General features: G+C 57.7%; 28 protein-coding genes. 13 read left to right on the top strand and 15 right to left on the bottom strand.

Features of this window, described 5'->3' with window-relative positions; translation table 11 throughout:
* Positions 1-75: 75 nt before the first annotated feature.
* A complete protein-coding gene (locus ACYVIA_RS19995; protein WP_460843936.1) occupies positions 76-1,092 on the bottom strand; it encodes a LysR family transcriptional regulator in 1,017 nt (338 codons plus the stop codon).
* 110 nt (positions 1,093-1,202) lie between these two features.
* Between ACYVIA_RS19995 and ACYVIA_RS20000 the strand changes: the two genes are divergently transcribed.
* The 7 genes from ACYVIA_RS20000 (at position 1,203) to ACYVIA_RS20030 (ending at position 9,459) form a co-directional block, all read left to right on the top strand.
* Positions 1,203-2,036 (top strand): alpha/beta hydrolase, encoded by an 834-nt coding sequence (locus ACYVIA_RS20000; protein ID WP_460843937.1) that lies wholly within the window; start codon positions 1,203-1,205, stop codon positions 2,034-2,036.
* Between the two features lie 156 nt (positions 2,037-2,192).
* Positions 2,193-3,419 carry an efflux RND transporter periplasmic adaptor subunit gene (locus tag ACYVIA_RS20005; RefSeq protein WP_460843938.1) on the top strand — a complete coding sequence of 409 codons (1,227 nt, stop codon included), beginning with the start codon at positions 2,193-2,195 and terminating at the stop codon, positions 3,417-3,419.
* 97 nt (positions 3,420-3,516) lie between these two features.
* Positions 3,517-6,705 carry an efflux RND transporter permease subunit gene (locus ACYVIA_RS20010; RefSeq protein WP_460843939.1) on the top strand — a complete coding sequence of 1,063 codons (3,189 nt, stop codon included), beginning with the start codon at positions 3,517-3,519 and terminating at the stop codon, positions 6,703-6,705.
* On the top strand, positions 6,705-8,156 hold the full coding sequence (locus ACYVIA_RS20015) for an efflux transporter outer membrane subunit (protein ID WP_460843940.1): 1,452 nt from the start codon (positions 6,705-6,707) through the stop codon (positions 8,154-8,156). Before ACYVIA_RS20010 ends, ACYVIA_RS20015 begins: the two co-directional genes overlap by 1 nt.
* Positions 8,157-8,250: 94 nt before the next feature.
* Complete coding sequence (locus ACYVIA_RS20020) at positions 8,251-8,679, top strand: pyrimidine dimer DNA glycosylase/endonuclease V (protein ID WP_460843941.1); 429 nt, start codon at positions 8,251-8,253, stop codon at positions 8,677-8,679.
* An 88-nt stretch (positions 8,680-8,767) separates the two neighbouring features.
* A complete protein-coding gene (locus tag ACYVIA_RS20025) occupies positions 8,768-9,013 on the top strand; it encodes a DUF3565 domain-containing protein (RefSeq protein WP_460843963.1) in 246 nt (81 codons plus the stop codon).
* An 89-nt stretch (positions 9,014-9,102) separates the two neighbouring features.
* Positions 9,103-9,459 carry a hypothetical protein gene (locus ACYVIA_RS20030; RefSeq protein ID WP_460843942.1) on the top strand — a complete coding sequence of 119 codons (357 nt, stop codon included), beginning with the start codon at positions 9,103-9,105 and terminating at the stop codon, positions 9,457-9,459.
* 6 nt (positions 9,460-9,465) lie between these two features.
* Here the strand turns inward: ACYVIA_RS20030 and ACYVIA_RS20035 are convergent, their stop codons facing one another.
* The 3 genes from ACYVIA_RS20035 to ACYVIA_RS20045 form a co-directional block, all read right to left on the bottom strand.
* On the bottom strand, positions 9,466-10,218 hold the full coding sequence (locus tag ACYVIA_RS20035; RefSeq protein ID WP_460843943.1) for an SDR family oxidoreductase: 753 nt from the start codon (positions 10,216-10,218) through the stop codon (positions 9,466-9,468).
* Positions 10,219-10,265: 47 nt separating this feature from the next.
* Entirely contained in the window at positions 10,266-10,835 is a 570-nt protein-coding gene (locus ACYVIA_RS20040) for a hypothetical protein (RefSeq protein WP_460843944.1), read from the bottom strand.
* A gap of 118 nt (positions 10,836-10,953) precedes the next feature.
* A complete protein-coding gene (locus ACYVIA_RS20045) occupies positions 10,954-11,385 on the bottom strand; it encodes a hypothetical protein (RefSeq protein WP_460843945.1) in 432 nt (143 codons plus the stop codon).
* Between the two features lie 76 nt (positions 11,386-11,461).
* Here ACYVIA_RS20045 and ACYVIA_RS20050 point away from each other — a divergent pair, with 76 nt between their 5' ends.
* Complete coding sequence (locus tag ACYVIA_RS20050) at positions 11,462-11,686, top strand: DUF3820 family protein (protein ID WP_460843946.1); 225 nt, start codon at positions 11,462-11,464, stop codon at positions 11,684-11,686.
* A 15-nt stretch (positions 11,687-11,701) separates the two neighbouring features.
* A complete protein-coding gene (locus tag ACYVIA_RS20055; protein ID WP_460843947.1) occupies positions 11,702-12,028 on the top strand; it encodes a thioredoxin family protein in 327 nt (108 codons plus the stop codon).
* Positions 12,029-12,548: 520 nt separating this feature from the next.
* Here ACYVIA_RS20055 and ACYVIA_RS20060 read toward each other — a convergent pair.
* The 3 genes from ACYVIA_RS20060 to ACYVIA_RS20070 all read right to left on the bottom strand — a co-directional run bounded on the left by ACYVIA_RS20060 (position 12,549) and on the right by ACYVIA_RS20070 (position 15,774).
* Positions 12,549-14,756, bottom strand: coding sequence for a YgiQ family radical SAM protein (locus ACYVIA_RS20060; RefSeq protein WP_460843948.1), 2,208 nt, complete (start codon positions 14,754-14,756; stop codon positions 12,549-12,551).
* A gap of 121 nt (positions 14,757-14,877) precedes the next feature.
* A complete protein-coding gene (locus ACYVIA_RS20065; protein WP_460843949.1) occupies positions 14,878-15,399 on the bottom strand; it encodes a hypothetical protein in 522 nt (173 codons plus the stop codon).
* Positions 15,400-15,402: 3 nt separating this feature from the next.
* Positions 15,403-15,774, bottom strand: a complete 372-nt coding sequence (locus ACYVIA_RS20070; RefSeq protein ID WP_460843950.1) for a hypothetical protein — start codon at positions 15,772-15,774, stop codon at positions 15,403-15,405.
* Between the two features lie 235 nt (positions 15,775-16,009).
* Between ACYVIA_RS20070 and ACYVIA_RS20075 the strand changes: the two genes are divergently transcribed.
* The gene (locus ACYVIA_RS20075) at positions 16,010-16,336 is read left to right on the top strand and encodes a hypothetical protein (protein ID WP_460843951.1); all 327 of its coding nucleotides are present in this window, start codon (positions 16,010-16,012) and stop codon (positions 16,334-16,336) included.
* 83 nt (positions 16,337-16,419) lie between these two features.
* Here ACYVIA_RS20075 and minE read toward each other — a convergent pair whose 3' ends face one another.
* The 4 genes from minE to ACYVIA_RS20095 all read right to left on the bottom strand — a co-directional run bounded on the left by minE (position 16,420) and on the right by ACYVIA_RS20095 (position 19,200).
* The gene (gene minE / locus ACYVIA_RS20080; protein WP_460843952.1) at positions 16,420-16,683 is read right to left on the bottom strand and encodes a cell division topological specificity factor MinE; all 264 of its coding nucleotides are present in this window, start codon (positions 16,681-16,683) and stop codon (positions 16,420-16,422) included.
* Between the two features lies 1 nt (position 16,684).
* Entirely contained in the window at positions 16,685-17,500 is an 816-nt protein-coding gene (minD, locus tag ACYVIA_RS20085) for a septum site-determining protein MinD (RefSeq protein WP_460843953.1), read from the bottom strand.
* A 23-nt stretch (positions 17,501-17,523) separates the two neighbouring features.
* Complete coding sequence (minC, locus tag ACYVIA_RS20090; protein ID WP_460843954.1) at positions 17,524-18,291, bottom strand: septum site-determining protein MinC; 768 nt, start codon at positions 18,289-18,291, stop codon at positions 17,524-17,526.
* Between the two features lie 378 nt (positions 18,292-18,669).
* Positions 18,670-19,200: a hypothetical protein gene (locus ACYVIA_RS20095; RefSeq protein ID WP_460843955.1), complete on the bottom strand. Its 531-nt coding sequence runs from the start codon at positions 19,198-19,200 to the stop codon at positions 18,670-18,672.
* 398 nt (positions 19,201-19,598) lie between these two features.
* On the opposite strand from ACYVIA_RS20095, the gene phbB reads away from it, so the two are divergent.
* Together phbB and ACYVIA_RS20105 are read left to right on the top strand one after the other, a co-directional pair.
* Positions 19,599-20,345, top strand: a complete 747-nt coding sequence (gene phbB / locus ACYVIA_RS20100) for an acetoacetyl-CoA reductase (protein ID WP_460843956.1) — start codon at positions 19,599-19,601, stop codon at positions 20,343-20,345.
* A gap of 234 nt (positions 20,346-20,579) precedes the next feature.
* Positions 20,580-21,389 carry a phasin family protein gene (locus tag ACYVIA_RS20105; RefSeq protein WP_460843957.1) on the top strand — a complete coding sequence of 270 codons (810 nt, stop codon included), beginning with the start codon at positions 20,580-20,582 and terminating at the stop codon, positions 21,387-21,389.
* Between the two features lie 6 nt (positions 21,390-21,395).
* On the opposite strand, the gene ACYVIA_RS20110 is transcribed toward ACYVIA_RS20105, so the two are convergent.
* From ACYVIA_RS20110 to ACYVIA_RS20125, 4 genes are all read right to left on the bottom strand, one after another.
* Positions 21,396-21,551 carry a hypothetical protein gene (locus ACYVIA_RS20110; RefSeq protein WP_460843958.1) on the bottom strand — a complete coding sequence of 52 codons (156 nt, stop codon included), beginning with the start codon at positions 21,549-21,551 and terminating at the stop codon, positions 21,396-21,398.
* A gap of 368 nt (positions 21,552-21,919) precedes the next feature.
* The gene (locus ACYVIA_RS20115) at positions 21,920-22,735 is read right to left on the bottom strand and encodes a Crp/Fnr family transcriptional regulator (protein WP_460843964.1); all 816 of its coding nucleotides are present in this window, start codon (positions 22,733-22,735) and stop codon (positions 21,920-21,922) included.
* A 473-nt stretch (positions 22,736-23,208) separates the two neighbouring features.
* Positions 23,209-23,853, bottom strand: coding sequence for a response regulator (locus ACYVIA_RS20120; protein WP_460843959.1), 645 nt, complete (start codon positions 23,851-23,853; stop codon positions 23,209-23,211).
* Entirely contained in the window at positions 23,850-25,016 is a 1,167-nt protein-coding gene (locus ACYVIA_RS20125) for a PAS domain-containing sensor histidine kinase (RefSeq protein ID WP_460843960.1), read from the bottom strand. The genes ACYVIA_RS20120 and ACYVIA_RS20125 overlap by 4 nt, the downstream gene beginning before the upstream one ends.
* 410 nt (positions 25,017-25,426) lie before the next feature.
* Between ACYVIA_RS20125 and ACYVIA_RS20130 the strand changes: the two genes are divergently transcribed.
* Entirely contained in the window at positions 25,427-25,876 is a 450-nt protein-coding gene (locus tag ACYVIA_RS20130) for a DUF2721 domain-containing protein (protein ID WP_460843965.1), read from the top strand.
* Positions 25,877-26,334: the final 458 nt, after the last annotated feature.

A 26,334-nucleotide genomic window follows, 5' to 3' on the forward strand; every position in this document is an offset into this window, starting at 1 on the left:
GGCGAAAGGTCAGTTGCTTGCAGGCGTCGAAAGGCGCCTGTTTTTTTGAAGAACGCGAAATTCAATCCGGTCGCATCAGGCCGCGACGGCGGCTTGTTCTTCACCCGTCGAGGGACGTGTTCTGTCGGTCGTGTCTGCTGAAGATGCTGCCAGGTTTGGAGGCGTATGCGGGCAGCGGCCGGCGCGTACGTGCATGGCGGGATGATCGGCGAACAGTTCTGCGATCCACTCGACGAATACGCGCACCTTTGCAGAGAGGTGGCGGTTGTGCGGATAGACCACATGCAGCGGCAGCGGATCCACGGTCCATTCTTCCAGCAGCATTTCAAGCTGCCCTGATTGCAGGTACGGACAGATGGCAAATGCCGGCATTTGCGCAATTCCCATGCCGGACAGCGTTGCGGTCATGTAAGCGTCCGAATCGTTGACGGCAATGCGACCGGGAACGCGCAACTGGATACGCTCACCATCCCTGGCGAAATCCCATTCGAAGATCTTGCCGGTCTTCGCAGAAAAGTAGTTGACGCAGCGGTGCTGGGTGAGTTGATGCGGGTGCTGCGGCCGGCCATGGCGAGCAAGGTAAGAGGGCGCCGCGCAAGTGACGTAATGCAGCGCACCCACGCGCCGCGCAATGAGCGTCGAATCGGCGAGCACACCGCCGCGGACGGCGCAATCCACGCCTTCTTCGATCAGGTCGACGGGACGGTCGCTGCAGCCGATCTCGACATGAATGTCCGGATAGCGGTCGAAGAACATCGGCAGCGAAGGAATGATCAGGTGTCGACCCAGTCCCGACGGTACGTCGATGCGCAGGCGCCCGCTCGGGCTGGCATGCGTCTTCGACAGCGACTCTTCCGCATCACGCACTTCAGACAGGATGCGCAGGCAGCGCTCGTAATACGCGGCGCCATCGGCAGTCATGCTCAGGTGGCGCGTGGTGCGATTCAACAGCTTCACCGTCAGCGCACTCTCGAGGTCGCGGATCAGAGTCGATACCGTGGCTTTCTGCAGCTTCATGTTGTCGGACGCCCGCGTAAAGCTGCCGGCGTCGACGACCTGTACGAAGACTTCCATTGCATGCAACTTGTCCATTACGTCTCCAATCATCCAGCGATTGTTCAGAAAGCTGAACAGTTAATTCGAGTTCTTGCTATTTATTCAAATTGTAGAACAAAGCTATAGTGCGCCGCATGAGCACGCACATGCATATCGAACGCAACCGGGATGCTGCACAGCCACACGACACGCTGATGCACATGATCACTGTGCAGGGCGCGCAGGACGAACTGGACGCACGCCTGTATTTGCCAGATACAACTGAGCATCACAGACAGACTGACGATTTGATTGTCTTCTTTCCGTATGGCGGGTTCGCGATCGTTGACCTCGAGGAATGCGATGGCTTTGCACGGGTGCTGGCACAGCGCACCGGCTGCAGCGTGTTGATGTCGAGTTATACCGTGGCATCGGTAAGGCCGTTTCCCGCAGCAGTTGAGGACGCGCACGCCATACTCAAATGGGTTGTGCGACATCGTGACCGACTGGGGTGGCGCGGAGCCAGGCTGATTACCAGCGGCATCGAAGCGGGCGGCAATTTGGCGGCGGTGTCGGCGCTCATGGCAAGGGACAGGGGCGGACCGGCATTGGCAGCCCAGTTGCTGATCATGCCGATGCTGGACCCCGGCCTCACGAGTTGCTCGATGCGCAGCTTTACCGGACAGGAAGAGTGTGTCGCCGGATACCGGCGCTACCTTCCGCGACCGCTTGACCGCACGCATCCGTATGCGTGCCCGCTGCAGTCGAGCCGCATGAAAGGACTGCCGCCGGCGCTGATTCTGTCGGCGGATGATGACCCGCTGCGCGATGAAGCAGAGCAGTACGGCGTCAAGCTGGCTTCGGCCGGTATCAAGGCAATCGTGCGCCGCTTGCCGGCCATCACACTGGAAGAGCCGGGTGCGCGATGTAGCTGCGCAAGAAAGGAGAGCGCATTGAACGAGATTGCAGGATTTATCGCCGGCCTGGAAAACCGGGCTTGACCTTCCCGTAGTGGCAGGCCGGATACTGGTCCGGTTCACGTTCGTTATTGCTTCCATGTTCCCGGTATGACCCCGGAGGGCAGGCTATTGCCCAGATAAACGCACCACAGACGACATCCGATTAACACTGTTTCGAATCAACCGAAAGAGAACACCATGAAAGACGCCAACTTCCAAACACCAGCAGCACGCAAAGCGGCTGCCACCCTCATCTTCATTGCCGCAGCGGCGCTTGTGCTGTCCGCCTGCGGCAAGCCGGCCGCACAGGAAGTCGGGCAGCAGCCGGCTGGCGCCCCTCCGGTTTCGGCCGCGACAGTTCTGGAGAAATCCATCGTCGAAACACAGGAATTCTCCGGCCGCTTGGAAGCGGTCGACCGCGTGGAGGTCAGGCCTCGCGTTTCCGGTTTCATTGCATCCGTCAATTTCCAGCCGGGCGCGGAAGTGAAGAAGGGCGACGTACTGTTCGTCATTGATCCGCGGCCTTATGAGGCCGAGGCCAGGCGCGCGGAAGCTGCGGCAATGGCCGCGCGCGCCAAGGCAGATCTTGCCAAGGTTGAGCTGGCTCGCGCCGAAAAGCTGGTTGCCGAAAAAGCCATTGCGCAACGCGAGGCAGACGAAAAGGCCGCCAGCGTGAAGGAGCTGGAAGCAACCGCGCGTGCTGCACAAGCTACATACGAGGTCGCGAAGCTCGACCTTGGCTTTACCCGGGTGCATTCACCGATCAATGGCCGGGTCAGCAAGGCCGAGGTCACTGCCGGCAACCTCGTCGATGGCAGCGTGGTCCTGACCTCCGTTGTGTCGAACAATCCGATCTATGCCAGCTTCGACGGTGACGAGAAGTCCTTCCTGAGCGTGAGCGCGATGGCACGCAGGGGGCAGCCGGTGACGGTGCGTATCGCCCTCGCTAACGAAAACGGCTTCCCGCATGAAGGCAAGCTGGAATTCGTCGACAACCGCGTCGATCCCGCCACCGGCAGCGTGCGCATGCGCGCAGTATTCAAGAATACCGACAGTGCGCTGGCTCCGGGCCTGTTTGCCCGCGTGCAGCTGGCCAGTGGCGACGGCAACGGCGGCGCCACCAATGCCGCACTCATCAGCGACCGTGCGGTCGGCACCGATCAGAACCGCAAGTTCGTCTATGTCGTCAACGGTGAAGGCAAGGCGGAATATCGTCCGGTCAAGCTGGGGCCGGTTGTTGACGGCCTGAGGGTTGTGCGCGAAGGCGTGAAGCCCGGCGAAAAAATTGTCGTCAATGGGCTGCAGCGCGTGCGCCCCGGCGCACCGGTCACCGCGCAGCTGATCCCGATGGATGCCGATCCCTCCAGGCAGGATCCGGCCAAGGCGGAGTCAAAGGACGAGTCTGCTGGTGCATCGAACTCCTGACCTGACGTAAGTACAACCAACATGCATGCACCTTCCCCGAGACGGGGAAGGCAAGCCCTTTTGCGTCCATGAATTTTGAAATCCCTGAGAGATCATCATGAATATCTCCCGCTTTTTCATCGACCGGCCGATCTTCGCCGCCGTGCTGTCGATCCTTATCTTCGTCGCCGGCGTGCTGGCGATCTTCAAGCTGCCCGTATCGGAATATCCCGATGTCGTTCCGCCCTCGGTGGTGGTGCGCGCGATGTATCCCGGCGCCAATCCGAAAGTGATTGCGGAGACGGTTGCCGCACCGCTGGAGGAGCAGATCAACGGCGTGGAAAACATGCTGTACATGTCGTCGCAGGCGACTTCCGATGGTGCACTGGCGCTGACGGTCACCTTCAAGATCGGCACCAATGTCGAGCAGGCGGAAACCCAGGTGCAGAATCGCGTTCAACGTGCCTTGCCGCGCCTGCCGGAAGAGGTGCGCCAGATCGGCGTCACCACCGTCAAGAGCTCGCCCAACCTGACAATGGTGGTGCATCTCGTGTCGCCGAATGGACGTTATGACGACGTCTACCTGCGCAACTATGCCGTGCTGAATATCAAGGACCAGTTGTCGCGCATTCCCGGCATGGGTGAAACGCTGCTGTTTGGCGCGGGCGACTACGCAATGCGGATCTGGCTCGATCCGCAGAAGATCGCCGCGCGAAACATGACCGCTTCCGACGTTGTGCAAGCTATCCGCGAACAGAACGTTCAGGTCGCCGCCGGTGTGATCGGCCAGACACCGGCAAAGAATGCTGAGTTCCAACTCACCGTCAATACGCAGGGACGGCTGCAGTCGGAGGAAGAGTTCGGCGACATCATCGTGCGCACCGGTGCAGACGGTTCCGTCACGCTGCTGCGCGATGTCGCGCGCATCGAGCTCGGCTCCACCGACTATGCGTTGCGCTCGCTGCTGAACAACAAGTCGGCCGCGGCCATCGCCATCTTCGAGGCGCCGCAGGCAAACGCATTGCAATTGTCATCCGATGTGCGCGCCAAGATGGAAGAATTGAAAAAGGACTTCCCGGAAGGCGTGGATTACAGCGTGGTGTACGACCCGACGCAGTTCGTGCGCGAGTCGATTCGCGCTGTGGTGAAAACGCTGCTGGAAGCCGTGGCACTGGTAGTGCTGGTGGTGATCGTTTTCCTGCAGACGTGGCGGGCGTCGATCATCCCGCTGGTGGCGGTACCGGTGTCGATCGTCGGTACATTCGCCGTCTTGCTGATGTTCGGCTTTTCCATCAACACGCTGTCCTTGTTCGGCCTGGTGCTGGCCATCGGTATCGTCGTCGATGATGCCATCGTGGTGGTCGAGAACGTCGAACGCAACATTGCCTACGGTCTGTCGCCACGAGACGCGACCGTGCAGGCGATGAAGGAGGTCAGCGGTCCGATCATTGCCATTGCGCTCGTGCTGTGCGCCGTGTTCGTGCCGATTGCGTTTGTGTCCGGCCTGTCCGGCCAGTTCTACCGTCAGTTTGCGCTGACGATCGCAATCTCGACGGTGATCTCCGCTTTCAATTCCCTTACGCTTTCCCCCGCGCTGGCAGCGACATTGCTCAAGCCACATAATGCGCCGCGTGATGCGCTCACACGTGGCATGGATCGCGTGTTCGGCGGTTTCTTTGCCTGGTTCAACCGCAGCTTCGGCAATGCGTCGAACAGCTATGAAGGCGGAGTGCGGCGTGTGCTTGCACGCAAGACGGCGGCGCTGACCATCTATGCGGTGCTTGCAATTGCAGCGGTATTCGTCTTCAAGGCGGTGCCCAGCGGTTTCGTCCCCGGCCAGGACAAGCAATACCTTGTCGGCTTTGCGCAGTTGCCGGATGCAGCATCGCTGGATAGGACCGACGCAGTGATTCGCCGCATGTCGGAAATCGCAAAGACGGTGCCGGGCGTGCGGGATTCCGTCGCTTTTCCCGGTCTGTCGATCAACGGCTTTACCAATGCGCCGAATGCCGGCATCGTCTTCTTTGGTCTGGAACCGTTTGACCAGCGCAAGTCGCCGGAACTGTCAGGCGGCGCAATCGCGCAGCAGATCAACCAGAAACTGGGCGGTATCGAGGATGCATTCATCATGGTGTTCCCGCCGCCACCGGTTAACGGCTTGGGCACGATCGGCGGCTTCAAAATGATGATTGAAGACCGCGCCAACCTTGGTTACGACGAGTTGTACAAGGCGGTGCAGGCCCTGCAGATGAAGGCGTGGCAGACGCCGGAGCTGGCTGGCGTGTTTTCCAGCTACCAGATCAACGTGCCACAGCTGTTTGCCGACATCGACCGCACCAAGGCCAAGCAGCTTGGCGTGCCGCTGTCGACCATCTACCAGACGTTGCAGATCAATCTTGGCTCGCTGTACGTGAACGATTTCAACCAGTTCGGGCGCACCTACCAGGTAAAGGTGCAGGCCGATGCGCCGTTCCGCTCGCATGCGGAAGACATCGCGCAGCTAAAGGTTCGCAATGACAGGGGCGAAATGATTCCGCTGTCGTCGCTGATGCGGGTATCGGACAGCTATGGCCCCGACCGGGTGCAGCGCTACAACGCTTACATCTCGGCCGACATCAATGGCGGACCCGCGCCCGGTGTCTCCAGCGGACAGGCTCAGGCGGCAATGGAAAGGCTGGCGCAGGAAGTCCTGCCGAAAGGGATCACGTATGAATGGACCGAGCTGACCTATCAGGAAATCCTTGCCGGCAACACAATGGTCATCGTCTTCCCGCTGTGCGTGCTGCTGGTGTTCCTCGTGCTCGCCGCGCAGTACGAAAGCTGGACGCTGCCACTGGCGGTGATCCTGATCGTGCCGATGTCCATCCTGTGCGCGCTGCTTGGCGTCAAGCTGTCCGGCGGCGACAACAATATCTTTACGCAGATTGCGCTGTTCGTGCTGGTCGGCCTCGCATCGAAAAACGCGATCCTGATCGTCGAGTTCGCACGCGAGCTGGAGCAGCACGGCCGCACCGTCGTGCAGGCCGCGCTGGAAGCTTGCCGGCTGCGGTTGCGCCCGATCCTGATGACGTCTTTCGCCTTCATCATGGGCGTTGTGCCGCTGGTGTTCTCCTCCGGCGCAGGTGCGGAGATGCGGCATGCAATGGGCGTGGCGGTATTTACCGGCATGCTCGGCGTGACCGTGTTCGGACTGTTTCTGACCCCGGTGTTCTACGTGTTGCTGCGCACGCTGGCCACACGTTTTGAACGCCCCAGGCCGGCCGTCGACGAAGTGCCGCGCATGCCCCGCACTGAAGGAGTAGTGTGATGATCAACCAATCAAACAACATGAAAAAGTTTTCCCTGCTGCCGCTTGCGATGGCGCTGATGCTTGGCGGATGTGCGGCACCTGAATTGAAAGCGCCGCAGATCGACATGCCGGCTTCCTTCAAGGAAGACGCCACGACTCCGCCAGCCAATACCGACGTCGTCCGCTGGAAGCCGGCACAGCCGGCCGAGGCCCAGCCGCGTGGTGAATGGTGGAAGGTGTTTAATGACAGCACGCTGGACCAGTTGATCGTCGATGCGACGGTTGCGAATCCAAATTTGGCAGCAGCTGCTGCACGTGTGAAGCAGGCGCGTGCGGTTGCTGGAATTTTCGAAGCCGACCGCATCCCGAACGTCAATGTCGAGGTTGGGCCGCAACGTGCACGTGGTTCATCGGCAGTACCCAGCATCCAGACGAATGAAGTCGGCCCGGTAACGACCTGGAGCGGGCGACTGACTGCCAGCTATGAAGTGGATCTCTTCGGACGTATCGCGGGTAACGTGAATGCCGCGCAGGCCGACGCGGCAGCCAGCGAAGCGACCTATCGCTCCGTGCTGCTGGCACTGCAGGCAGATGTCGCGCAGACCTATTTCCGCCTGCGTGCCGCAGATGCGGAACTGGCCTTCCTCAACGAGACGGTGCGGCTGCGCGAGGAAAACGTGCGGATCAACCAGCGGCGCTACGACCTTGGCGACCTTGGCGAGCTCGACCTGACGCGTTCAAGGACGGAACTGGCAACGACGCGTTCCGATGCAATCGCTATCGAACGGCAACGCGCACAGCTCGAGCACGCACTCTCGATCCTGCTCGGCAAACCGCCGTCAAACTTCAATGCGCAGAAAAACCCTCTACTGGCATCCTCGGCCTTGCCCGGCGTTCCTGCCGGCCTTCCGTCGGCATTGCTCGAGCGCCGACCGGACATCTCCGCAGCGCAGCGCGCGATGATCGCCGCTAACGCGCGTATCGGTGCTGCACGCGCGGCGATGTTCCCGGCGGTGCGCCTGACTGCAGCAGGCGGCGGTCTGTCGGAAGACGTATCTGACGTTTTTCGCTGGAGCAGCCGCACCTGGGTTATCGGCGCATTGATGTCGCTGCCGATCATCGATGGCGGTCGCAACCGGGCGAACGTCGCACGCAGCGAGGCGGCGCTGGAAGAGTCGGTGGCAAGCTACCGGCAAAGCGTGCTGAGTGCGTTTGCCGAGGTGGAGGACAACCTCGCGGGACTGCGTACACTGGCGGGGCAGGCGCAGGCGATTGACGATGCCGTCGCGTCTGCGCGTCGCTCTACAGAGCTGGCAAACAAGCTCTACGATGCCGGCCGCTCAAGCTACCTGGATGTGCTCGACTCTCAACGCAACCTCGCAGCGGTAGAGCGTACGGCAGTGCAATTGCGCGGTGCGCGGGCAACGACCACGGTGGCATTGATCAGGGCGCTTGGGGGAGGGTGGTAAGGCGTAACGGCAAGCCGCGGCACACGCGCAAGCGCAGATTGACGTAGGATAGCGGCCTGAAAATCAGGAACGCAAACAAGAATGGGAAATACGCGTGCGTCTTTGGTCCATCAAGCCGGAACTACTCGATAAGATCGGCCTGGTTGCACTTTGGCGGGAGGCGCTGCTGGCGCAAAAGGTATTGCTCGGGCAGACGAAGGGATACAAGTTTCACCCACAGCTTGTCCGCTTTCGTGCATGCGCCGACCCGGTACTGGCAATCGGCTGCTACCTTGATGAAGTTGCTGCCGAGGCGGACCGGCGCGGTTACCGGTTCGACTCGTCAAAGATCATCAAGCGGGGAGAGTGTCCGCGCATGCCGGTTCAGCGCGGGCAGATGGAATACGAATGGAAGCATCTGCTCGCCAAGTTGCAGGTCAGGTCACCCGAAGTGTATGAAGTGCAACGGACAATCTCTACGCCAGACGCGCATCCTCTGTTCTACGTTGTTCCTGGCGGAATAGAAGCCTGGGAACGGGTTTAGGGATAGGCGGGTCAGTGTTGTATGCGGAATGAATGGCATGGTGCAGCACATTTCCGCAGCAAACTTCAATTCGTCAGGCGCGTTACACATGGAAAAAAGAATCGTCGGTTTTCACCGGGACGAAGAACGGCACTGGGTCGCCGAACTGGAATGCGGGCACAACCAACACGTGCGGCATAACCCGCCATGGACAAATCGCCCGTGGGTAATAACACCGGAGGGCCGGGACAAGGCGGTGGGACGCGTGCTCAAATGCAAGAAATGCGATGTGGGCGCACCGAGGGACTGGACGCAGAGTGCCGCCCGTAAGACGCGAATATCGAAAGTTATTTGACGTGGCAGCAATCTGCCATTAACGACATGGACAAAACGGACACTACAAATTCAGCACCTCACGAGCCTTCGCAGCGTCCATGGATCGCATTGAACACCACCTATGACGTTGAAGCCTGGATAGACAGTTACAACCGCGACCTCCAGCGATTCGTCGAAGGGAGAAACGTTTCCGGGTACGGCATCTGCTTTTATCTTGCCGAAGGCGGTCAGATTTATATGCACACGACGCCTGACGGTGACGTCCTGCTGGATGTGACGCCGGATGCTGAATGGGCTTCTCCCGTGATTTCAGCCGCAACCCGTGAATCGGCTCCGCAAGGGCAGATATGGATGCTGCCCGGACACGTGTTAACGCAGCTGATCTTCGGCCTGAACAGCCTGATCGATTCCACAAGGCTCGTCCTGCAGCATGACTACAGGACGAAAAAGAGCTGGAAACTCTGATCGTGTCTAACCGCCGACCGAGCGCAGGTCGGCAACCGGCTCGGTACCGAAATTCTCCGCAAGAAGATAATCAACGAGGCGTTTCGCGCAGGACTGCGGACTGACGAGCTCGCCGTTGCGCTTCAATGTATCGAACTTCTCGCGTAGTGGAAATTGCTGCAGCGACGTCGCACGTATTTCAGCCTGCATATCGGTGTCGATGATGCCGGGCGCGAGGCTGCAAATCCGCAGTGCATGCGTCGTGTCCAAGGCCACTGCACGTGCATGCTGGTCCATGGCCGCCTTTGTGGCGCAATACACGCTCCAACCGGGATAGGGGCTGCGTCCGGCACCACTGGAAACATGCAGAATGCGTCGGTCGCTTGCTTCAGGTGTGGCTGCGGTCACCGCACTGGCCAGCATCATCGGTGCGGCGACATTCAATGTGACCGCGCGCGCAATCGTACCCACATCCTGCATGTCCAGTGGGCCGACCGGCTGTACGATGCCCGCGTTATTGATGAGAAGTGCAGTCCTGCAACCTGCAAGCGACTTGCTCAGCGTATCCTCCGCCAGCCACTGGGCCAGTGCGTGGGAGTCAGCCAGATCGAGTTCGATTTGTGTCAGCGTGGCGGGGAAGCGTTGTGCGAGTTCGGCGTTCCTTGTCCGCGCCAGCGCGAGGACAGGAATTTGTCGCGACAGTAATTCCTCGGCAATTGCCGCGCCAAGTCCCCGGCTGTGTCCTGTCAATATGGCTTTCATGGATTGCGCCCTCTGCAAATATTGTTTTCTCTGAGGCAGAGGGCATTGTAAGGCCGTGCCGGATTTCAGTCGTCCGTTCGCCTCGCGGGTTCAAGCTTGGTACGCTCAAGCACGAGACGTTCACGTCCGGCAACGGCGCCAATCGCAAACACGGCTGCAAACCAGAGACAGGTATGCATCAGCAGTGACAGGGCCGAGAACAAGGATGCAGTGCTTGCTTGTCCCGGCGGTTCGAACTGAACCGATATCCACAAGAAGCAGCTCGCCAGCGCAGCAAACATCGCCCACTGGCCGAATTGCCGGGAAGCCGCAGCGCGTGCACTCAACCGTTGGCGTGGAAACCATGGAAGCGTGCCGGACAAGGCAGACCCGGCACGTTTGGCCGCTCCCCACATCAGCCCCAGCAGGAAGCCCAGCCAGAACGCGCATTCGACAAACAGAGGCCAGATCTGCCGTGCGAAGTCGCGCAGTTCATTGTTGCCGCTTCCCTGCGGCCAGACCGCAATCAGAAACGCGACCGCGACTGCCGCACTGACCGCAGTCCATATGGAGAAAACGAAGTGCTCCTTCCAGAAGGAAAACTCTGCCTCCACGTCTTCATTGATCTCCGGGATCCACCAAGGTTTTGTCGCCATATCTTCCTCCAAGAACCATGCGGAATAGATTCCCGATCTCACAGGCAAATTCATTTTGCTCTTTGCGCTTTCTCAATCAGAGAGAAAGTAAACATGTGTCGAGCGGTGCTGGTGCGTCTCAATGAGACTGATGGTGATAGGCCTCCTGAATCATCGCCAGCGCGGTGTGCGTCGCATACGCATCTGCCACGTCTGTCGAAGCAGCCGCGGATTCCGGTCGCAGACGACGCTGTGCGGACGGGGAAGCCATCATGTTGAGATAGCGAACATCAAGATTGGCATCGCGTTCCAGTAATGAAATGGCTTCATTCTCGATGTCGAACATCACTCGCCAGCTCAACGGCTCCTTGGAAGCCATGCGGTTTTTCACGATCAGGCGGATTGCATCCCTCAGGCGGGCTTCGACAGCGGCCAGTTTCGCGGCTTCTGTTTCCATCGCATCCTCGCAAAAGTACTGTTTATATAAACAGTATAGATAAGAACACGAAATGCAAAAGGCGCAAATCGTGCGCGTATCGAGGCTCTTCAGGTTAAAGTTCGGCACGGACATGGATCTATCACCGCAACCATTCGTTGTTGTCCGGTATCCAACGCAAGGTTGGCTTGGTCCAGTGCAAATGACCATCATGAACCCTGAATACCTACACCTCCTGACGACGTGGACCATGCCCTACGGGAAGTACAAGGGGCGCCTTCTTGTCGACCTGCCTGGACATTATCTTGGCTGGTTTGCGCGCGAGGGTTTTCCGGATGGAGAACTGGGCCGTTTGCTGGCCCTCATGTATGAGCTTGACCACAATGCGCTCCGGCACTTGCTGGATCCGCTACGGCAGCAACAGACACGAAGATAGACTTGAGGAATCCTCATGGCAATGAATGATACCTACGCGGCAGTCGAGCCTGCACGCAGCGAAATCGATGCACTTGAAGGTCCGGCGGTAGTGGAGTTCGGCGCGCCTTGGTGCGGCTACTGTCAGGCGGCACAGCCGTTGCTGGCGACAGCCTTCGCGGCCCACACCAATGTCCACCATGTCAAGGTGGAAGACGGCAAGGGGCGTCCATTGGGACGTTCCTACAGGGTGACGCTATGGCCGACGTTGGTTTTCCTGAGTGATGGCCGGGAAGTGACGCGCCTCGTACGCCCGCGCGATGCGAACGCGATCAAGGAAGCACTGGCACAGATCGATGCCTGAATAAAACGCAACACAGATTGCAAACGTCGTCTCCTCCGGCGAAAGGAAGCGTGCCGGTGCAGACCGGATGCGGAGGCAAAAAACGATGTGAAAAAGTCGTGCTGGATCAGCCGAAGAATTTGACAGCCCAAGCGATTGAACTGATGCTGACGGCGGCCGACAATGCCATACAGATGACGGCTTGCAGCTTGTTGTAGTTGAAATCGGCTTTTGCCGCGCAAACTACCTGCTTACGATTCGTTCCTTGCATCGTCTCCTCCGTTTTGTGGAAGCAATTTCTTGCTTCTGGTCATTGTATAGAAGGCGTGCTGCAGATCAATAGACGAAGCGGCAACTTTACGCTTGCTTACATCATTTTTTATCGGCAACAGAAGGAGGAAGTGCAAAAAAGAAAGCCCGCGGAACCTTTCGGCTTGCGGGCTAAATCCAATTCAAGAAGAGTTGGAGGAGACGGTGTAACTATAGCCTCCGACCAATTGACTGTCTGCTTTATTGTAGCAATACCAGATATTTCCATAGTTTATATCTTGCGCCCGGTCTTTGGCGATGCCGCACCAGCCTTGCGCATCGGTTCCCCGGACTGAGATTTTCTATTCACCGAACTCGCGGCAAATTTGGCAGGCTTCTGTCCTCGCCCTTCGCTATTGCACCGGCGATGACCTGAATCCAAGGTTCCGCCTGGCGGAGAAGAGCGGGGAACAAGATGGCGTTCGCTATTGCCGATCAGGTCGGAACGACCCATCCGCTGCAAGGCTTCCCGCAGCATCGGCCAGTTTTCCGGATCGTGATAGCGCAGGAAAGCCTTGTGCAGGCGACGGATCTTGCCGGCGCGAACGGTTTCCACCACTTCCGAATCGGCCGAAACCTTGTGCAAGGGATTCTTGCGGCCGTGGTACATCGCAGTTGCCATGGCCATCGGTGTCGGCACAAATGCCTGTACTTGATCGAGCCTGAAATTGTTTTTCTTCAGCCATAGCGCAAGATTCAGCATGTCCTCGTCGGTCGTGCCCGGATGCGCTGCGATAAAGTAGGGAATGAGGTACTGCTCCTTGCCGGCTTCTTTCGAATATCGCTCGAACATTTCCTTGAACTTGTAATACGCCCCCATGCCCGGCTTCATCATCTTTGACAGCGGGCCTTCTTCGGAGTGTTCGGGCGCGATCTTGAGCAGGCCGCCGACGTGGTGCGTGACCAGCTCCTTCACGTATTCCGGCGAGCGCACGGCAAGGTCGTAGCGTAGCCCGGATCCGATCAGGATCTTCTTGATGCCCGGGATCGCACGCGCCTTCCGGTACAGCTGAACCAGCTTGCTGTGGTCCGTGTTCAAATTCACGCATATGCTCGGATAGACGCAGGACAGGCGACGGCAGGTTTCCTCGATCTTCTTGTCCTTGCAGGCGAGGCGATACATGTTGGCCGTCGGCCCGCCGAGATCGGAAATCGTGCCGGTAAAGCCTTTGGTCTTGTCGCGGACAAGTTCGATCTCGCGCAGGATCGACGGCTCGGATCGGCTCTGGATGATGCGGCCTTCGTGTTCGGTGATCGAGCAGAAGGTGCAGCCGCCAAAGCAGCCGCGCATGATGTTGATCGAGAAGCGAATCATTTCCCACGCCGGGATGCGGGCATTGCCATAGCTGGGATGCGGTGAGCGTGCGTAGGGCGCGTCAAACACGCCGTCCATTTCGTCCATCGCCAGTGGCAACGGCGGCGGATTCAGCCAGACATCGCGCTCGCCATGCGCTTGCACCAGCGCGCGCGCGTTGCCCGGATTCGATTCGAGATGGAACACGCGCGATGCATGGGCGTACAGCGTCGGATTGTCCTTCACTTCTTCGTAGGCAGGCAGGCGCACGACAGTCTTCTCGCGCTGCTCTTTCAGCGCTGCCTGCCGCTCTTCGCGCGACAGGATCAAGACGGGTTTCTCATCCTTCGGCGCTGTCGCACAGCTTCCCGTTTCCTTCGACTTCATCTCGTAGGGATCGGGATGCGGCTCGATGCGGCCCGGCGTGTCGTAGCGGGTAGAGTTCGCCTCGCTCCAGTCTTCGGCAGGCTTCCATCCTCTCGGCACCATGAAGGCTGTGCCGCGCAGGTCGCGGATGTTCTTGATTGACTCGCCGGCGGCCAGTCGATGCGTCAGTGCCACCAGCGCACGTTCCGCATTGCCGAATAACAGAAGATCGGCTTTCGAGTCCGGCAGCACCGAACGGCGTACCTTGTCCGACCAATAGTCGTAATGCGCGATGCGGCGCAGGCTTGCTTCGATGCTTCCGATGATGACGTTCGTATCCGGGTAGGCTTCGCGCGCACGTTGCGCGTAGACGACGACCGTGCGATCCGGCCGCTTGTCGCGCTCGCCGTTCGCCGTATAGGCGTCCTCCGAGCGGATCTTCCGGTCGGCGGTGTAGCGGTTGATCATCGAGTCCATATTGCCGGCGGTGACGCCGAAATACAGGTTGGGCTTGCCCAGCGCGCGGAACGCCTCTGCAGAGTGCCAGTCTGGCTGGCTGATGATGCCGACCCTGAAACCCTGCTGTTCCAGCAGCCTGCCGATCAGTGCCATGCCGAAGCTCGGATGGTCGATATAGGCATCCCCTGTCACCAGGATGACGTCGCACGAGTCCCAGCCGAGGGCGTCCATTTCCGCACGCGACATCGGCAGGAATGGAGCCGGCTTGGTGTAATCAGGCCGGTAACGGGGATAGGAAAACAGGTTCTTGGGTGCATTCATGGTGGGGCGGATTGTACCGGAAACACCGTATGCGAAACGGCCGCAAATCCGTATTGCGTGGTTAAGCAGGATTACGGCAGCTTCTTTGGACTGCTCCGGCCCAAACTGGTTGCCTTGCTTTTCAGCGAATGCCGGGTACTGCCGGTGGAGGTGGCGGGGGAGTGCCGGGGCGCTCCTGGTAGTCCCGGAAAAACTGGTTCATCAAGCCGCCAGCCATCGGGATGCGATGCCCTTTCGCATACATGCATTGTTGATAACCTATGTCGAAACGTTGTTGAAGACGCGAGCCGGAGGTTTCGGCCGCACCCGCGCCGGAAAGGCCGCCCAGTGCCAACCCCGCGCCAGCGCCTACCGAAGCACCACGGCTGCCGTCCGCTGCCGCGCCGGCTGCCGCGCCGAGCACGGTTCCGAGCGCAGCACTCTTGACGCCACTGGCGACGCCCGTGCCTTCCGGTGTGCGGCCTGCGACTTGCCCGCGGGCGTACTGCTTGCACACATCGTTGTCGGCCCTGAACTGTTCGAAGGTCTTGCCGGCACCAGGCAGCACCATCACGCTGGGTTCATCAGGGGGAGTCGTTGTACAGGCGCCCAGTACCAGAACAGTTGCAAGAGCGCTATAAGCCGGTGCGGTTCTCGAAGACATCGCTCACCTCAGGTCTGGTGGTTGTGGCGGTACGGGTTGCCATCCTTGCGGACATTCCGTTACGTACGGGTAATACGCGCGTGAGCTCGGGCAGTAGTACCACCAGTTTCCTCCTTGCTGGCCGTTAAGGGGCGGAGCGGCGTTCTGCTCGATGTAGACCGGCGGCGACGGAACAACGACCACCGGAGGATAAGAATAGGAATACGAATAAGGGTAGTAATAATCAGGGTAAGACCAAGGAACGCTCCACGGGATGCCTATCGTTACACCGACGCGTGAGTGGCGGTGCTCGTGCCCGCGATGCGCGAGAGAATTGCTGGCAGCCAGCAAACCTGCCAGCAACACGATGAAGAATCCCGGCCTGAACCTTTCCATGACGGCCTCCTCGACAGGCGGAAAATGACGAAACCGCGACTGCCACCTCCGACTATTGCCATTTGACTCACAGGGGAAAGCCAAGTTCTGCCGCTACTCAAGGGTATTCGCCGAACCCTATCGCACTTTGCGTGCCATTTCTTTTAACAATCGAGGGCCAGGGCCGTGATCGGAACTCCATTGTCAGCCCTTTATCAAATTTACCCCGCAACGAACCGAAACAAGGAGGCATATCATGCGCCCTGACGAAATTCAGCAAAAATTCAGCCAGATAGAGAACACCATTCACAACGCCGCGAAACGCTGCGAGGTGGCGCAGGCTGTGCCGATGGACCTGAAGGACAGCCTCCAGAAGCTGGATCAAAAGGCCATTCATGCCAGGAATATCCTGCAGTCACAGGACGAGAATCAAATCCGGCAATGCGTGGATGAACTGGAAGAGCTTGGTGACCGCGCCAAGGATGCGTGCGAGCATTCGACGGGAAATCTGGACGGAGAGTTGAAAACAGCCATCATGCAAGCTCATCGCGAGCTGTCTGACCTGAAGCATCAGTTGCATTAAGGTGCACTAAGCTGCACTAGGTTGCACTGACCCGCCTCAGTCGTCTCGCGAAGGTGTGGCCGCCTTCGCGAGACTTCACTTCATTATTTGCCCGGCATGACGTCGGGCAGCACGACGTTCACATCCAGCACTTCAAGGTTGCCCTGACGGTCAAGCGAAATCTTGATGTCCTCGGCATTGACCTTCGCGTACTTCGAAATCACGGCGATCAATTCCTTGTGCAGGGCCGGCAGGAAGTCGGGGCCGTCGCGGCCGTTGCGCTCGCGCGCGATGATCACTTGCAGGCGCTCCTTGGCGGCACTGGCACTCTTGGGCTTGTTATTGAACAGGAAGGAGAGCAGTGCCATGTCACTTACCCTTAAACAGTCGCTGGAACAGACCCGGCTTCTCGTAGGCGGTGAAGCGCAGCGGGACTTCATGTCCGAGGAAGCGGGCGACTACGTCCTGATAGGCTTCCGACACATCGCTACCGGTCATGTGGATCGCCGGATTACCCTGGTTTGACGCGTGCAGCACTGCCTCGGATTCCGGGATGATGCCGATCAGCGGAATGCGCAGGATTTCCTGCACATCGGTAAACGACAGCATCTCGCCGGCTTCGACGCGCTTGGGCACGTAGCGGGTGATCAGCAGGTGCTCCTTGACCGGCTCCTGGCCGTTGAGTGCGCGCCGCGACTTGGCCTGGATGATGCCGAGGATGCGGTCCGAGTCGCGCACCGACGACACTTCCGGATTGGTCACGACGATCGCCTCGTCAGCGAAAGTCAGCGCCATCACGGCGCCGTGCTCGATGCCAGCAGGCGAATCACACACGATGTACTCGAAGCCCATCTGCGCAAGTCCGTTCAGTACGCGTTCCACGCCTTGTTCTGTCAGCGCGTCCTTGTCGCGCGTTTGCGAAGCGGGCAGCACGAACAGGTTTTCGCAATGCTTGTCCTTGATCAGCGCCTGGTTGAGGGATGCTTCATTGTTGATGACATTGATCAGGTCATACACGACGCGCCGTTCGCAGCCCATGATGAGGTCGAGATTGCGCAGGCCGACGTCGAAGTCGATGACGGCGGTCTTGTGCCCGCGCAGCGCAAGGCCTGATGCGAAACTGGCACTGGAAGTGGTCTTGCCGACGCCTCCTTTGCCGGACGTTACAACAATGATTTTGGCCACAGACGAACTCCTTTCAAAGAAAACTATGCGCGAATGGATAGTACATCTATCCGGTCGCCGGCAAGGCGGACCTGGGCGGCTTTCTTCGCCAGGTCCTGCGGCAAGCCGCTTTCAAACGTACGATAAATGCCGGCGATGGAAACCAGTTCGGCCTCCATGCTCAGCGTGAAGATCCGTGCTTCGGCGTTGCCGCTAGCTCCGGCCAGCGCACGTCCACGCAGCGGAGCGTAAATATGGATACTGCCGTCGGCGATCAACTCGGCGCCGTTGTTGACGACCGCCGTGACGATGAGGTCGGCCCCGCTCGCGTAGATGCGCTGGCCGGCACGCACTGGTGTATCGACGATCATGGCCGGCACGCCCACAGCCTGAGCCGGCTGTAGCGCCGGAGACTGCGCAGGCGCAGGGGCGGGCACCGGCTCTGATGCCACTGCAACCTCGGCTTGCTCTTCCTGCAAATCCTGGCGCGGCTTGACCAGCGTATCGATGCTCAGGCCGCTGGCAATAATGGCCGGCTCCATCTCTGCCGGAGCGCCGCGTACGGCGACCGCGTTCAGGTTGTAGGAATCGAACAAGGCGATAAGGGCTTGCCAGTCAACGTCGCCCGTGAAATCGCAGGACGAGACGTCAAGCACCGCAAATTCATGATCAAAATAATCAGATGCGCCGCCGGTCATGTTCTTCATCGCGGCATCCAGCGTTGCCAAGTCGAGCGCGCGCAGGATGGCGGAAACGGCAACGACTGTCGAAATCTTGATCTCTATCGGCTTGCTGCTTTGAGTCTTTGACATAAATGCTGATCGGTAAATAGGCGGTGCAATGCGAGCGTTATAGAGCAGAAAATCAACGCCGTTTTCCTGCCAAATGAAACGGGCCGCATGGAAGGCGGCCCGAACGTGCAGAGGGGAAACTGAAAACCGTTACAGTGCATTGATCAACTGTCTGCCACTCGCTCTGTGCTCGCGGCTATTATACCTGTTGCTGTCGCGCCATTTTCTTGAATGTCGCCCCTATTTATGCGGCTGTTGTGTGATTAGCGGTACGTTCCGGACCGTGTTTGATCGGTCGCCATAATGCAGTTTGCGGGACGGGAGGGGTGGGGCAATTGTCGAGCAGGGGGACGGCAGGCCGCCGGTGTCCGGCAACGGCCGTAAAATCGGATGGGCAGCTTAGCGCATAGGTACTTTTTCGCTCAGGCGCCAATACTTTCTGAGAAGCTGGACGACATTGAGGTCGATCCCGGGCTGCATGTATGTCCAGGTGCTGTTTTCCTTTTGCAGCCGGGGAAGCCGTCGCGACTTGATATTGACTTCATGGACCGGCATGCCAAGCGCCTGGTACGCCGATAGTTCGTCATCAATGCGGTCGTCGTTCTTGAAGAAAAGCCATTCTTCGACAAAGCGGGACTGGATGCGCTCCAGTTCATGGCCTAAGGATTCGGGGACGGGGCAGCGGATTTCGTCCCTTGTCGGTGGATAGTCGATGATCCAAGGGGCGTACACGTCGTCCTGGACGCTGCGATACAGGCGCGGGGAGCGGTTGGCGTAGAAGTTCTCAACCATGAAAAAGGCAGCAGAAAAGTACAGACTTCTCGCCTCGATATGCCAGCCATACAGATCGACTCCCGACTCAAAGTAAAACAACGCAAAGACGGAGCCCGGTTTGCCCGGCGAATAGGAGATGTATACCTTGGGCTGCATTCACTCATAGCCTAATCAAGCCGACTGACGATTGCTCCTCCCTGTATCCCTTGCCTGCTACCGGCAAATTCTTCGCGTTGGCGTCGTAACGCGGATTCGCGCATTTGCCTGCGGCACATTTGTCATGCCTATATAGACAGACCTTGATACTGCTGGTTCGCGCCTGTCGCCGACAGAACGGTTATCGGTTGTCTTCAATGGCACAGCACTGAGGATGCTCAACTCCCCGGCAGAACTTACCAACTTGTCTTCAATCGAATTCACAAGTGTTGCTGGCTGTCCGTTGGCCGAAAAATCAGAAGAAAAAGCATGGCAAGCCGAATCTAGCCGGAGGATCGCATTACGCGCGGATAGCGGCACTTACCACAACTCATCAACACTGCGCACAAGGGGGAAGTATGGACGAACGGCGAGTCGCGCTCGTCACGGGCGGCATGGGGGGCTTGGGTGAAGCCATCTGCAGGAAGCTGTACAGCGCCGGACATCGGGTGGTCACTACCTATTCTCCGAGTAACGATCACGCGAATGCCTGGTTGGCCGAGCAGAAGAAGGAGGGCTTCGATTTCTCCGCGTACAAGGCGGATGTGGCGGATTTTGCGTCGTGCCAGGACGCCGTGATGAAAATCATCGGAGACTTGGGGCGCATTGACATTCTTGTGAATAACGCCGGAATTACCCGGGATGCGACTCTCAGGAAGATGGCGTTTGAAGACTGGCAGGAAGTGCGGAAAACCAATCTCGACAGCATTTTCAACATGAGCAAGCCGGTGCTTCACGGAATGCTTGAAAGCCAATGGGGAAGGATCATCAATATTTCGTCGGTGAACGGTCAGAAGGGGGCGTTCGGGCAGGCAAATTATTCTGCAGCAAAAGCGGCAGTGCACGGATTTACCAAGGCGCTGGCGCTTGAAGTGGCAAGCAAGGGAATCACCGTCAATACCGTATCTCCTGGCTACCTGCGTACAAAGATGGTGATGAAGGTGCCCACGGAAATTCTCGAGAAGAAGATCATTCCTGAAATTCCAGTGGGACGACTCGGCGAGCCCAGCGAGGTGGCCGCGTTGATTGGGTATCTCTGCTCTGATGATGCGGGTTACATCACCGGCTCCAACATTGCAATCAATGGTGGGCAGCACATGTTCTGACGCAGCTTATGGCTGGCCAGGATAGTTATGTGAGCGGATGTCCAATGTGGTGAGGACGGACCTCATCGGAGCTCGATCAAAGCATCAATGTCTGAATCAAGCTGCGAACCACCCGGCCATGCTGAAAATGCGTGCCAGTGAGATATTCGCAGCCATGACCGGGATGCGATCAGTTCAGCACGCATGCGGTCGAACCCCGTCTGATTGATCTGTCTCAATCAATGGCGGGAGCAGGTGGAAGACACCAGTCGATACGCCGAGAATAGACGGAATTCGCCGGACCTCCTTCCCACTCAACGCGGGATGAAACAAGCGTTTCATTTTTCCCAGGAGAGCAAAACCATGCAGAACGTCTTTAATCCCATGATCAACATGTATCAGCAACAACTGGAAGCATCGCGAAGATTCGCCGATGCGGTTCTTTCAGGCGCGGAGAAAATCGACAGGGTGATGATCGGTGCGACCCGCCACGCAATCACGGAGCAACTGAATCTCGCGCAAGCGATTGCGAGCGCCCGCGATCCGCGAGGTGTCGGCAGTGCGATGCAATCCACTTTCATGTCGCGCAGCCCGGAAGATGCCGTGAACTATCAACGGGAACTCGTTCGCGTCTTTACGGAAGTGCAGAGCGATATCGGCAGATCGATGCAGGACTATATCGAGCGTCTCGGAACCAACGCGGCAGGCTCCACCATGAGAATGTCCGAGCGACCAGTGGAGACGGCGCAGGCACAGACAAATGATGCAGCCTTCAATCCAATGACAAGCATGTTCTCCGTGTGGGAGTCGGCTTTCAAGGATGTTGCAGCCTTGGCAAAGAGGAATATGTCGAACACCAGGTCAGCGGTTGACGATGTGAGTACAAGATCCATGCATAGAGCCGGTAACTATGCCGACGTTGCGGCGAGCGCAGCGCATCAGGCTGCAGAGGCTGCGGCGAGCACCGCGTCACAAGCGGAAAGAAGCGCAATGGCAATGGGCGATGAGGTCGTCGGCGGAAGCGGAAAAAGAGAGACGTCCCAGACTGGCGGCAAGAAGAAATAGTCAAGATCAAGATAAGCGGCGGTCGATCCGGCGGTCACCTGTGTCGAAGCGAACGGTCAACTGGCGTTCGGGAACGTTGGATCGCAGGTTGGCGCCACGCCTCATGATGTTGCGGCGCATGAAAGTGGTCTGGAAAGCCTGAATGGCGATGCGTGCGCTCATACAGCGTGTTCGCAGGTATCGCTGTTGTGCAGAAGGTTAAGAAAATTGTGCAAACGCCAGGACGGATTCCCGATGGTCAAAATCTCGGGAGCAAAAAAGCCGATCGTAAACGACTACCCGTTATACATAGGTGTTGGTTTCTGAAGGGCGACTCGTTCTAAACCCGCGCCAAGCCTAGCTTGCGTGGGTTTTCTTACTCACGAAAATAATCCCACAGATGAAAAAGCCCGCAAACCCATACGGGCTGCGGGCTTCAAGCAAATCATCAACGCCTTTATGTAACGGGTAGTCGTAAACGACCGGGCTTTGTTGTTTCAGCTTTGCGACCTCGAATCCGACGGTCCAAAAATGTTGGCGGAGAGTGTTGACTACGCTGTCGCGAGGTCGCCCCAGTCTGAATCCGATTGCGGGGCAGGTTGGGCAGCAGCCTGTTTGGATTTCTTCGCTGCGACTTGCTTCGCGCGCGAACTGGAAGGTGGAAGGCGACGCAAGGTTCTCAGTGCTTCGGGATCCTTGATGCCGATCGAACGCTGATCGACAGTAATGAGGCCGATTTCATTGAATGCGGAAAGTGTGCGGCTCACTGTCTCCAGCGTCAGTCCCAGATAGCTTCCGATTTCATGGCGAGTCATGCGCAAGTTGAACAGCTTGCTTGAATATCCCATGTCTGCATAGCGTTCGGACAGGTTGACCAGGAATCGCGCGACGCGCGCCTCTGCACTCAAGGCCCCCAACATGCTGACCATCGCCTGCTCGCGAACCAGTTCGCGGCTCATGACGCTATACATCGCATGTTCGAACTCCACGTGAGCACGGCCGAGCGCGGTCAGTTTTTTGAATGGCAGCAGGATCAGGTCACAATTGGATAGTGCGACAGCTTCCGACGCATAGCGCTTGGTATGGATGCCGTCGACGCCGAACAGGTCCCCTTTCATTGGAAAGCTCAGAACCTGCTCATTGCCGAACTCATCAATCAATACTGTCTTCAGGAAGCCGGAATGGACGATGTAGAGCGTATCGAAAGGCTGACCAATCGTGTGGATGCGCTGGCCGGTTTTGAACTGGACATGCTGAAACAGCAGTTCTTCATCCGTATGGATTGCTGCGGAAGGAATGCGCAATACATCGCAGAGCTCCTTCAGGTTGGACCAGAGCTTTCCCTGCCGCTGCCAACCGGCCTCCATGGCCGAGGAGTGCAGTGTGGACGTAGGGGAGTCGGAACGGACTTCTGACACTGGCGTGGACAACATGGTCATCTCCTAATTCAGTTAAACCAGGTGTGGTTCGTGACGCGGACCAGCCGGGCGCACGAGCGTTTTACGGATCACTGCTTTTATTATTGGAAATTCGGTATGCGGCATGTCAGGTCGGACGGGGAGTTGCCTTCCTGTCATACTCAATCGCGAGTGCTCAGTATCGCAACCGTACTCGGCAATTGCTATCGGTGTGAGCTGAATTGCAATGTAGTCCACAGACTCTGTCTGTAGGAATACCCCTACATTGACATCAAACCTTTGCTGATATGGCTCGTACCCGACTGGAGATTCTGTTGCCTGATGGAATCAAACAACGACTCTGTGGTGCCGGCGTGGCGAGTTTTCCTCGTCGGCTGCCGAGGAATCCTGAACTGGAAGGAGAAGAGGGGAGGCGCTCGGAGCTAGTTCTTCAGCGGACCGAGCAATCTGTGTTGAACCGCATATTGCACCATCTCCGCGAGGGAGTTCATATTCATTTTGGTCAGGATGCGGGTTTTGTGTGTACTGACGGTCTTGGCACTGAGATGGAGGAAATCCGCGATCTCGGTAATCGATTTGCCGCTTACCAGCAGAGTGAAGACTTCAAATTCGCGGTTGGATAATTGCTTGTGCGGAAGGTCTTCATTGGACGGCATGACATCCATTGCGAGCTGCTCGGCCACTTCAAGGCTGATGTACGGCCTGCCTGAAGCAACTTTGCGAATGGCGCTAACCAGCTGAGTTCCGGCGCTTTCTTTGGTCAGGTAGCCGCGAGCTCCGGCGCGAATCGCGCGTACTGCGTATTGTTCTTCCTCATGCATCGTGAGGATCAAGATCGGCAGTTTCGGGACTTCATCCTTGATCTGCCGGATCAGCTCGACGCCGCTGCGACCCGGCATCGAGAGGTCGAGCATCAAGAGGTCGAATCCACCTTTGCGAACGTGTGCCAATGCTTCGAAACCGTCCACTGCCTCACCTACAACCTGTATGTCGTCGGCTCCGTCAAGAATGCGTTTGAGTCCTTCGCGCATGATGGTGTGGTCGTCGGCGATTACGATGCGAATCATAGGTTCGTTGTCGGTGGAGGAGAAGTTTGGTCAGCGTTAAAAATAGGCTCAATCGGTATTGACGCGTGAATGGAAACTCCATGGGGCTTCACGTTCAGGATGCTGATTGTACCTCCCAAAACGAAGATGCGTTCTTGCATCGCGATCAGTCCGTAACAGCCCGGCTTGTTCTCGCTGCCGCTTTCCATGCCGATGCCATCGTCCTGAATCATAACATCGAGTTGATTTCCGGTATGGGCGAACGTGATTTTTGCGTTGCTTGCGTGTGCATGCAGCTCTATGTTGGCCAAACCTTCCTGTATTACCCGGAAGATTGCTGATTCGATGGGGTCGTCAAGCTTGATATTCAGGCCGTTGCTTTCGACCGTACAGCGAATGGATGTCTTCTTCTGGAAGTTCTCAGCGATCCATTCAACGGCAGGCAGCAATCCGAAATCGTCCAGCAACGGCGGCCTCAGTGCAGATGCCATGCTTTTCGTCATCCGGATCACGTTGTCCAGCAAGCCCTGCATCTGTGCCAGACGGCTGGGAAAACAATCGTCCGCATCGGAGAGATTGTTCTCGAGCCAGTCCAGGTCGAGTTTAAGGACGCTGAGGCGCTGGCCGATATCGTCATACAGCTTTTTCGAGAAGCGCTTTTTCTCCACTTCGGTCGCATGCTGAGAGGAAACTACCCATCGACGCAGCTCTGATTCTCTTACCGGTCGCTGCTTTACATCCACCACGGACGTGTGTGTTCCCGGATCCTTGAGGGTCAATGCAAGGAAGAGTTCTCCATGCACCGTTATGCGCGAAATACTGGCATTGAGGGAAATAGACTCTCCGTTTGCACGCAATCCTTTCAGTTCGAGGCGCGAGCGCTGCCCGTGAATCCTAGCAACAGCAATGCGTTCTATGCGGCGGCGCTGTTCGCCACTGAATCGTGACGGCAGGAGCATGTCCAGTGGTTTCCGAAGCAGTTGCTGCGCCGGGTAGCCGAACATCCGTTCGGCCTTGTGGTTTACCAGCACAATCTGTCGCATCTCGTCCACAACAATCACACCGTCCACGCAGGAGTCGATAGCCGCGAGGAGGGCCCGATCGACTTTGTTGGTCGGAAATCCAGGAAGTGCAGTAATGAAATCTGGCAGGTTGCCGGCGAAGTGTTCCAGATGGGTGGTCATCACGTTTCTCTTTTGCCCGAACTGATGTTCGGGATGTCAGGGACTACGAAAGTAAGCCTATGGTTCTCGAGCGCTACTGAATGCTGTCGGACGCCGAGATCGCTTGTCCTTTGGATACCTGTTTGACATTCCAAAGATGAGGGCGAATGCAGGAGTAGCGACGGCAACCATCAGCCAACGATCACGTATTTTTCAGATTTGCGATGCTGCGACATACGTGTTCAATGCATGTTCTGCTATGACCGCCTGCGGTCAAGATTAATAGTTGAAAATGAAGGCGAGTTGAGGCATCACAATCTGTTTCCTCTGCACAGATCGGCCGCGTCAGAGGCACGGCGGACGAGGGCTTGCTGGTAGACTGCGCAGCTCAACTTTTCTTTACCGGTTCAAGCCGTCACACGATAACAGTTATGGAAATTCAACTCGGAGATATCGGCCATACCATTCAGCTCGCCATCGCCCCTGTTTTTCTGCTGACCGGCGTCGGCACCAACCTCGCAGTCCTGACCAACCGGCTTGCCCGGGTGATTGACCGCTCGCGCGTATTGGAAACGCGCATGAATGGTCCGGATTCTCCGGAACGTACGGAAGCCCATGCGGAACTTGAAGCACTGTACCGTCGTATGCATTTGATCAACCGTGCGATCACGTTAAGCACTTCCTGTGCACTGCTCGTGTGCGTGGTCATTGCGATGCTCTTCATCGGAAGCGCGCTCAATCTGGCGTTGGCAACGTTCATTGCCATGTGTTTTGTTCTTGGCATGTTCGCGCTCATTGGCAGCTTTGTTTATTTTCTCCGCGAAATCTTTATCTCGACGAGAACCCTTTCAATGCGGCACCGGCGCTTGCCGTCGCGGTAAACAATGTGCTGATGAGAGGTGACGGTCAGGCTGAAGCTCCTATTACGTGTACGCTTTCATGCGCGCGCGTCGAATACTATTTGGCGGCCGTCGATGGTGCCGATGACAGCGCTCAATAGTCCGTTGCAAGTCCAATGATGAAGACGCGCTCGATATATTCACGGCATAGCACGCGGGCAAGTTCCGTGCCTTCAAAACCTGATTCAAGACCTAAATAAGCGTCCGTCTCCAGTGAGGCAGCCTTCAAAATCAAACGCGTGTCCCTGGGAAGTTTCGGTTTCCGAGGAAATTGCCCGCTTTCACTTCCCGCGATGCGATGTGGTGGCCATGTTCTGCCTTGCTCTCTGAGCGAGTAATTATCGGGGGAAGTCACGCGTCCATAGATGTGCAGAGAGCGGCGGGAAATATTTCGATATAACGATTGAGGATGGGAATGACTTCATCACTGCCAGGTACCG

It is taken from the genome of Noviherbaspirillum agri (assembly GCF_054780595.1).

Excerpts from the sequence above, each read along its gene's own strand:
- ACYVIA_RS19995 (WP_460843936.1), bottom strand. The coding sequence starts at position 1,092 with ATGGACAAGTTGCATGCAATGGAAGTCTTCGTACAGGTCGTCGACGCC.
- ACYVIA_RS20000 (WP_460843937.1), top strand. The coding sequence starts at position 1,203 with ATGCATATCGAACGCAACCGGGATGCTGCACAGCCACACGACACGCTG.
- ACYVIA_RS20005 (WP_460843938.1), top strand. The coding sequence starts at position 2,193 with ATGAAAGACGCCAACTTCCAAACACCAGCAGCACGCAAAGCGGCTGCC.
- ACYVIA_RS20010 (WP_460843939.1), top strand. The coding sequence starts at position 3,517 with ATGAATATCTCCCGCTTTTTCATCGACCGGCCGATCTTCGCCGCCGTG.
- ACYVIA_RS20015 (WP_460843940.1), top strand. The coding sequence starts at position 6,705 with ATGATCAACCAATCAAACAACATGAAAAAGTTTTCCCTGCTGCCGCTT.
- ACYVIA_RS20025 (WP_460843963.1), top strand. The coding sequence starts at position 8,768 with ATGGAAAAAAGAATCGTCGGTTTTCACCGGGACGAAGAACGGCACTGG.
- ACYVIA_RS20040 (WP_460843944.1), bottom strand. The coding sequence starts at position 10,835 with ATGGCGACAAAACCTTGGTGGATCCCGGAGATCAATGAAGACGTGGAG.
- ACYVIA_RS20045 (WP_460843945.1), bottom strand. The coding sequence starts at position 11,385 with ATGTCCGTGCCGAACTTTAACCTGAAGAGCCTCGATACGCGCACGATT.
- ACYVIA_RS20050 (WP_460843946.1), top strand. The coding sequence starts at position 11,462 with ATGAACCCTGAATACCTACACCTCCTGACGACGTGGACCATGCCCTAC.
- ACYVIA_RS20055 (WP_460843947.1), top strand. The coding sequence starts at position 11,702 with ATGGCAATGAATGATACCTACGCGGCAGTCGAGCCTGCACGCAGCGAA.
- ACYVIA_RS20060 (WP_460843948.1), bottom strand. The coding sequence starts at position 14,756 with ATGAATGCACCCAAGAACCTGTTTTCCTATCCCCGTTACCGGCCTGAT.
- ACYVIA_RS20065 (WP_460843949.1), bottom strand. The coding sequence starts at position 15,399 with ATGTCTTCGAGAACCGCACCGGCTTATAGCGCTCTTGCAACTGTTCTG.
- ACYVIA_RS20070 (WP_460843950.1), bottom strand. The coding sequence starts at position 15,774 with ATGGAAAGGTTCAGGCCGGGATTCTTCATCGTGTTGCTGGCAGGTTTG.
- ACYVIA_RS20075 (WP_460843951.1), top strand. The coding sequence starts at position 16,010 with ATGCGCCCTGACGAAATTCAGCAAAAATTCAGCCAGATAGAGAACACC.
- minE (WP_460843952.1), bottom strand. The coding sequence starts at position 16,683 with ATGGCACTGCTCTCCTTCCTGTTCAATAACAAGCCCAAGAGTGCCAGT.
- minC (WP_460843954.1), bottom strand. The coding sequence starts at position 18,291 with ATGTCAAAGACTCAAAGCAGCAAGCCGATAGAGATCAAGATTTCGACA.
- ACYVIA_RS20095 (WP_460843955.1), bottom strand. The coding sequence starts at position 19,200 with ATGCAGCCCAAGGTATACATCTCCTATTCGCCGGGCAAACCGGGCTCC.
- phbB (WP_460843956.1), top strand. The coding sequence starts at position 19,599 with ATGGACGAACGGCGAGTCGCGCTCGTCACGGGCGGCATGGGGGGCTTG.
- ACYVIA_RS20110 (WP_460843958.1), bottom strand. The coding sequence starts at position 21,551 with ATGAGCGCACGCATCGCCATTCAGGCTTTCCAGACCACTTTCATGCGC.
- ACYVIA_RS20115 (WP_460843964.1), bottom strand. The coding sequence starts at position 22,735 with ATGGAGGCCGGTTGGCAGCGGCAGGGAAAGCTCTGGTCCAACCTGAAG.
- ACYVIA_RS20120 (WP_460843959.1), bottom strand. The coding sequence starts at position 23,853 with ATGATTCGCATCGTAATCGCCGACGACCACACCATCATGCGCGAAGGA.
- ACYVIA_RS20125 (WP_460843960.1), bottom strand. The coding sequence starts at position 25,016 with ATGACCACCCATCTGGAACACTTCGCCGGCAACCTGCCAGATTTCATT.
- ACYVIA_RS20130 (WP_460843965.1), top strand. The coding sequence starts at position 25,427 with ATGGAAATTCAACTCGGAGATATCGGCCATACCATTCAGCTCGCCATC.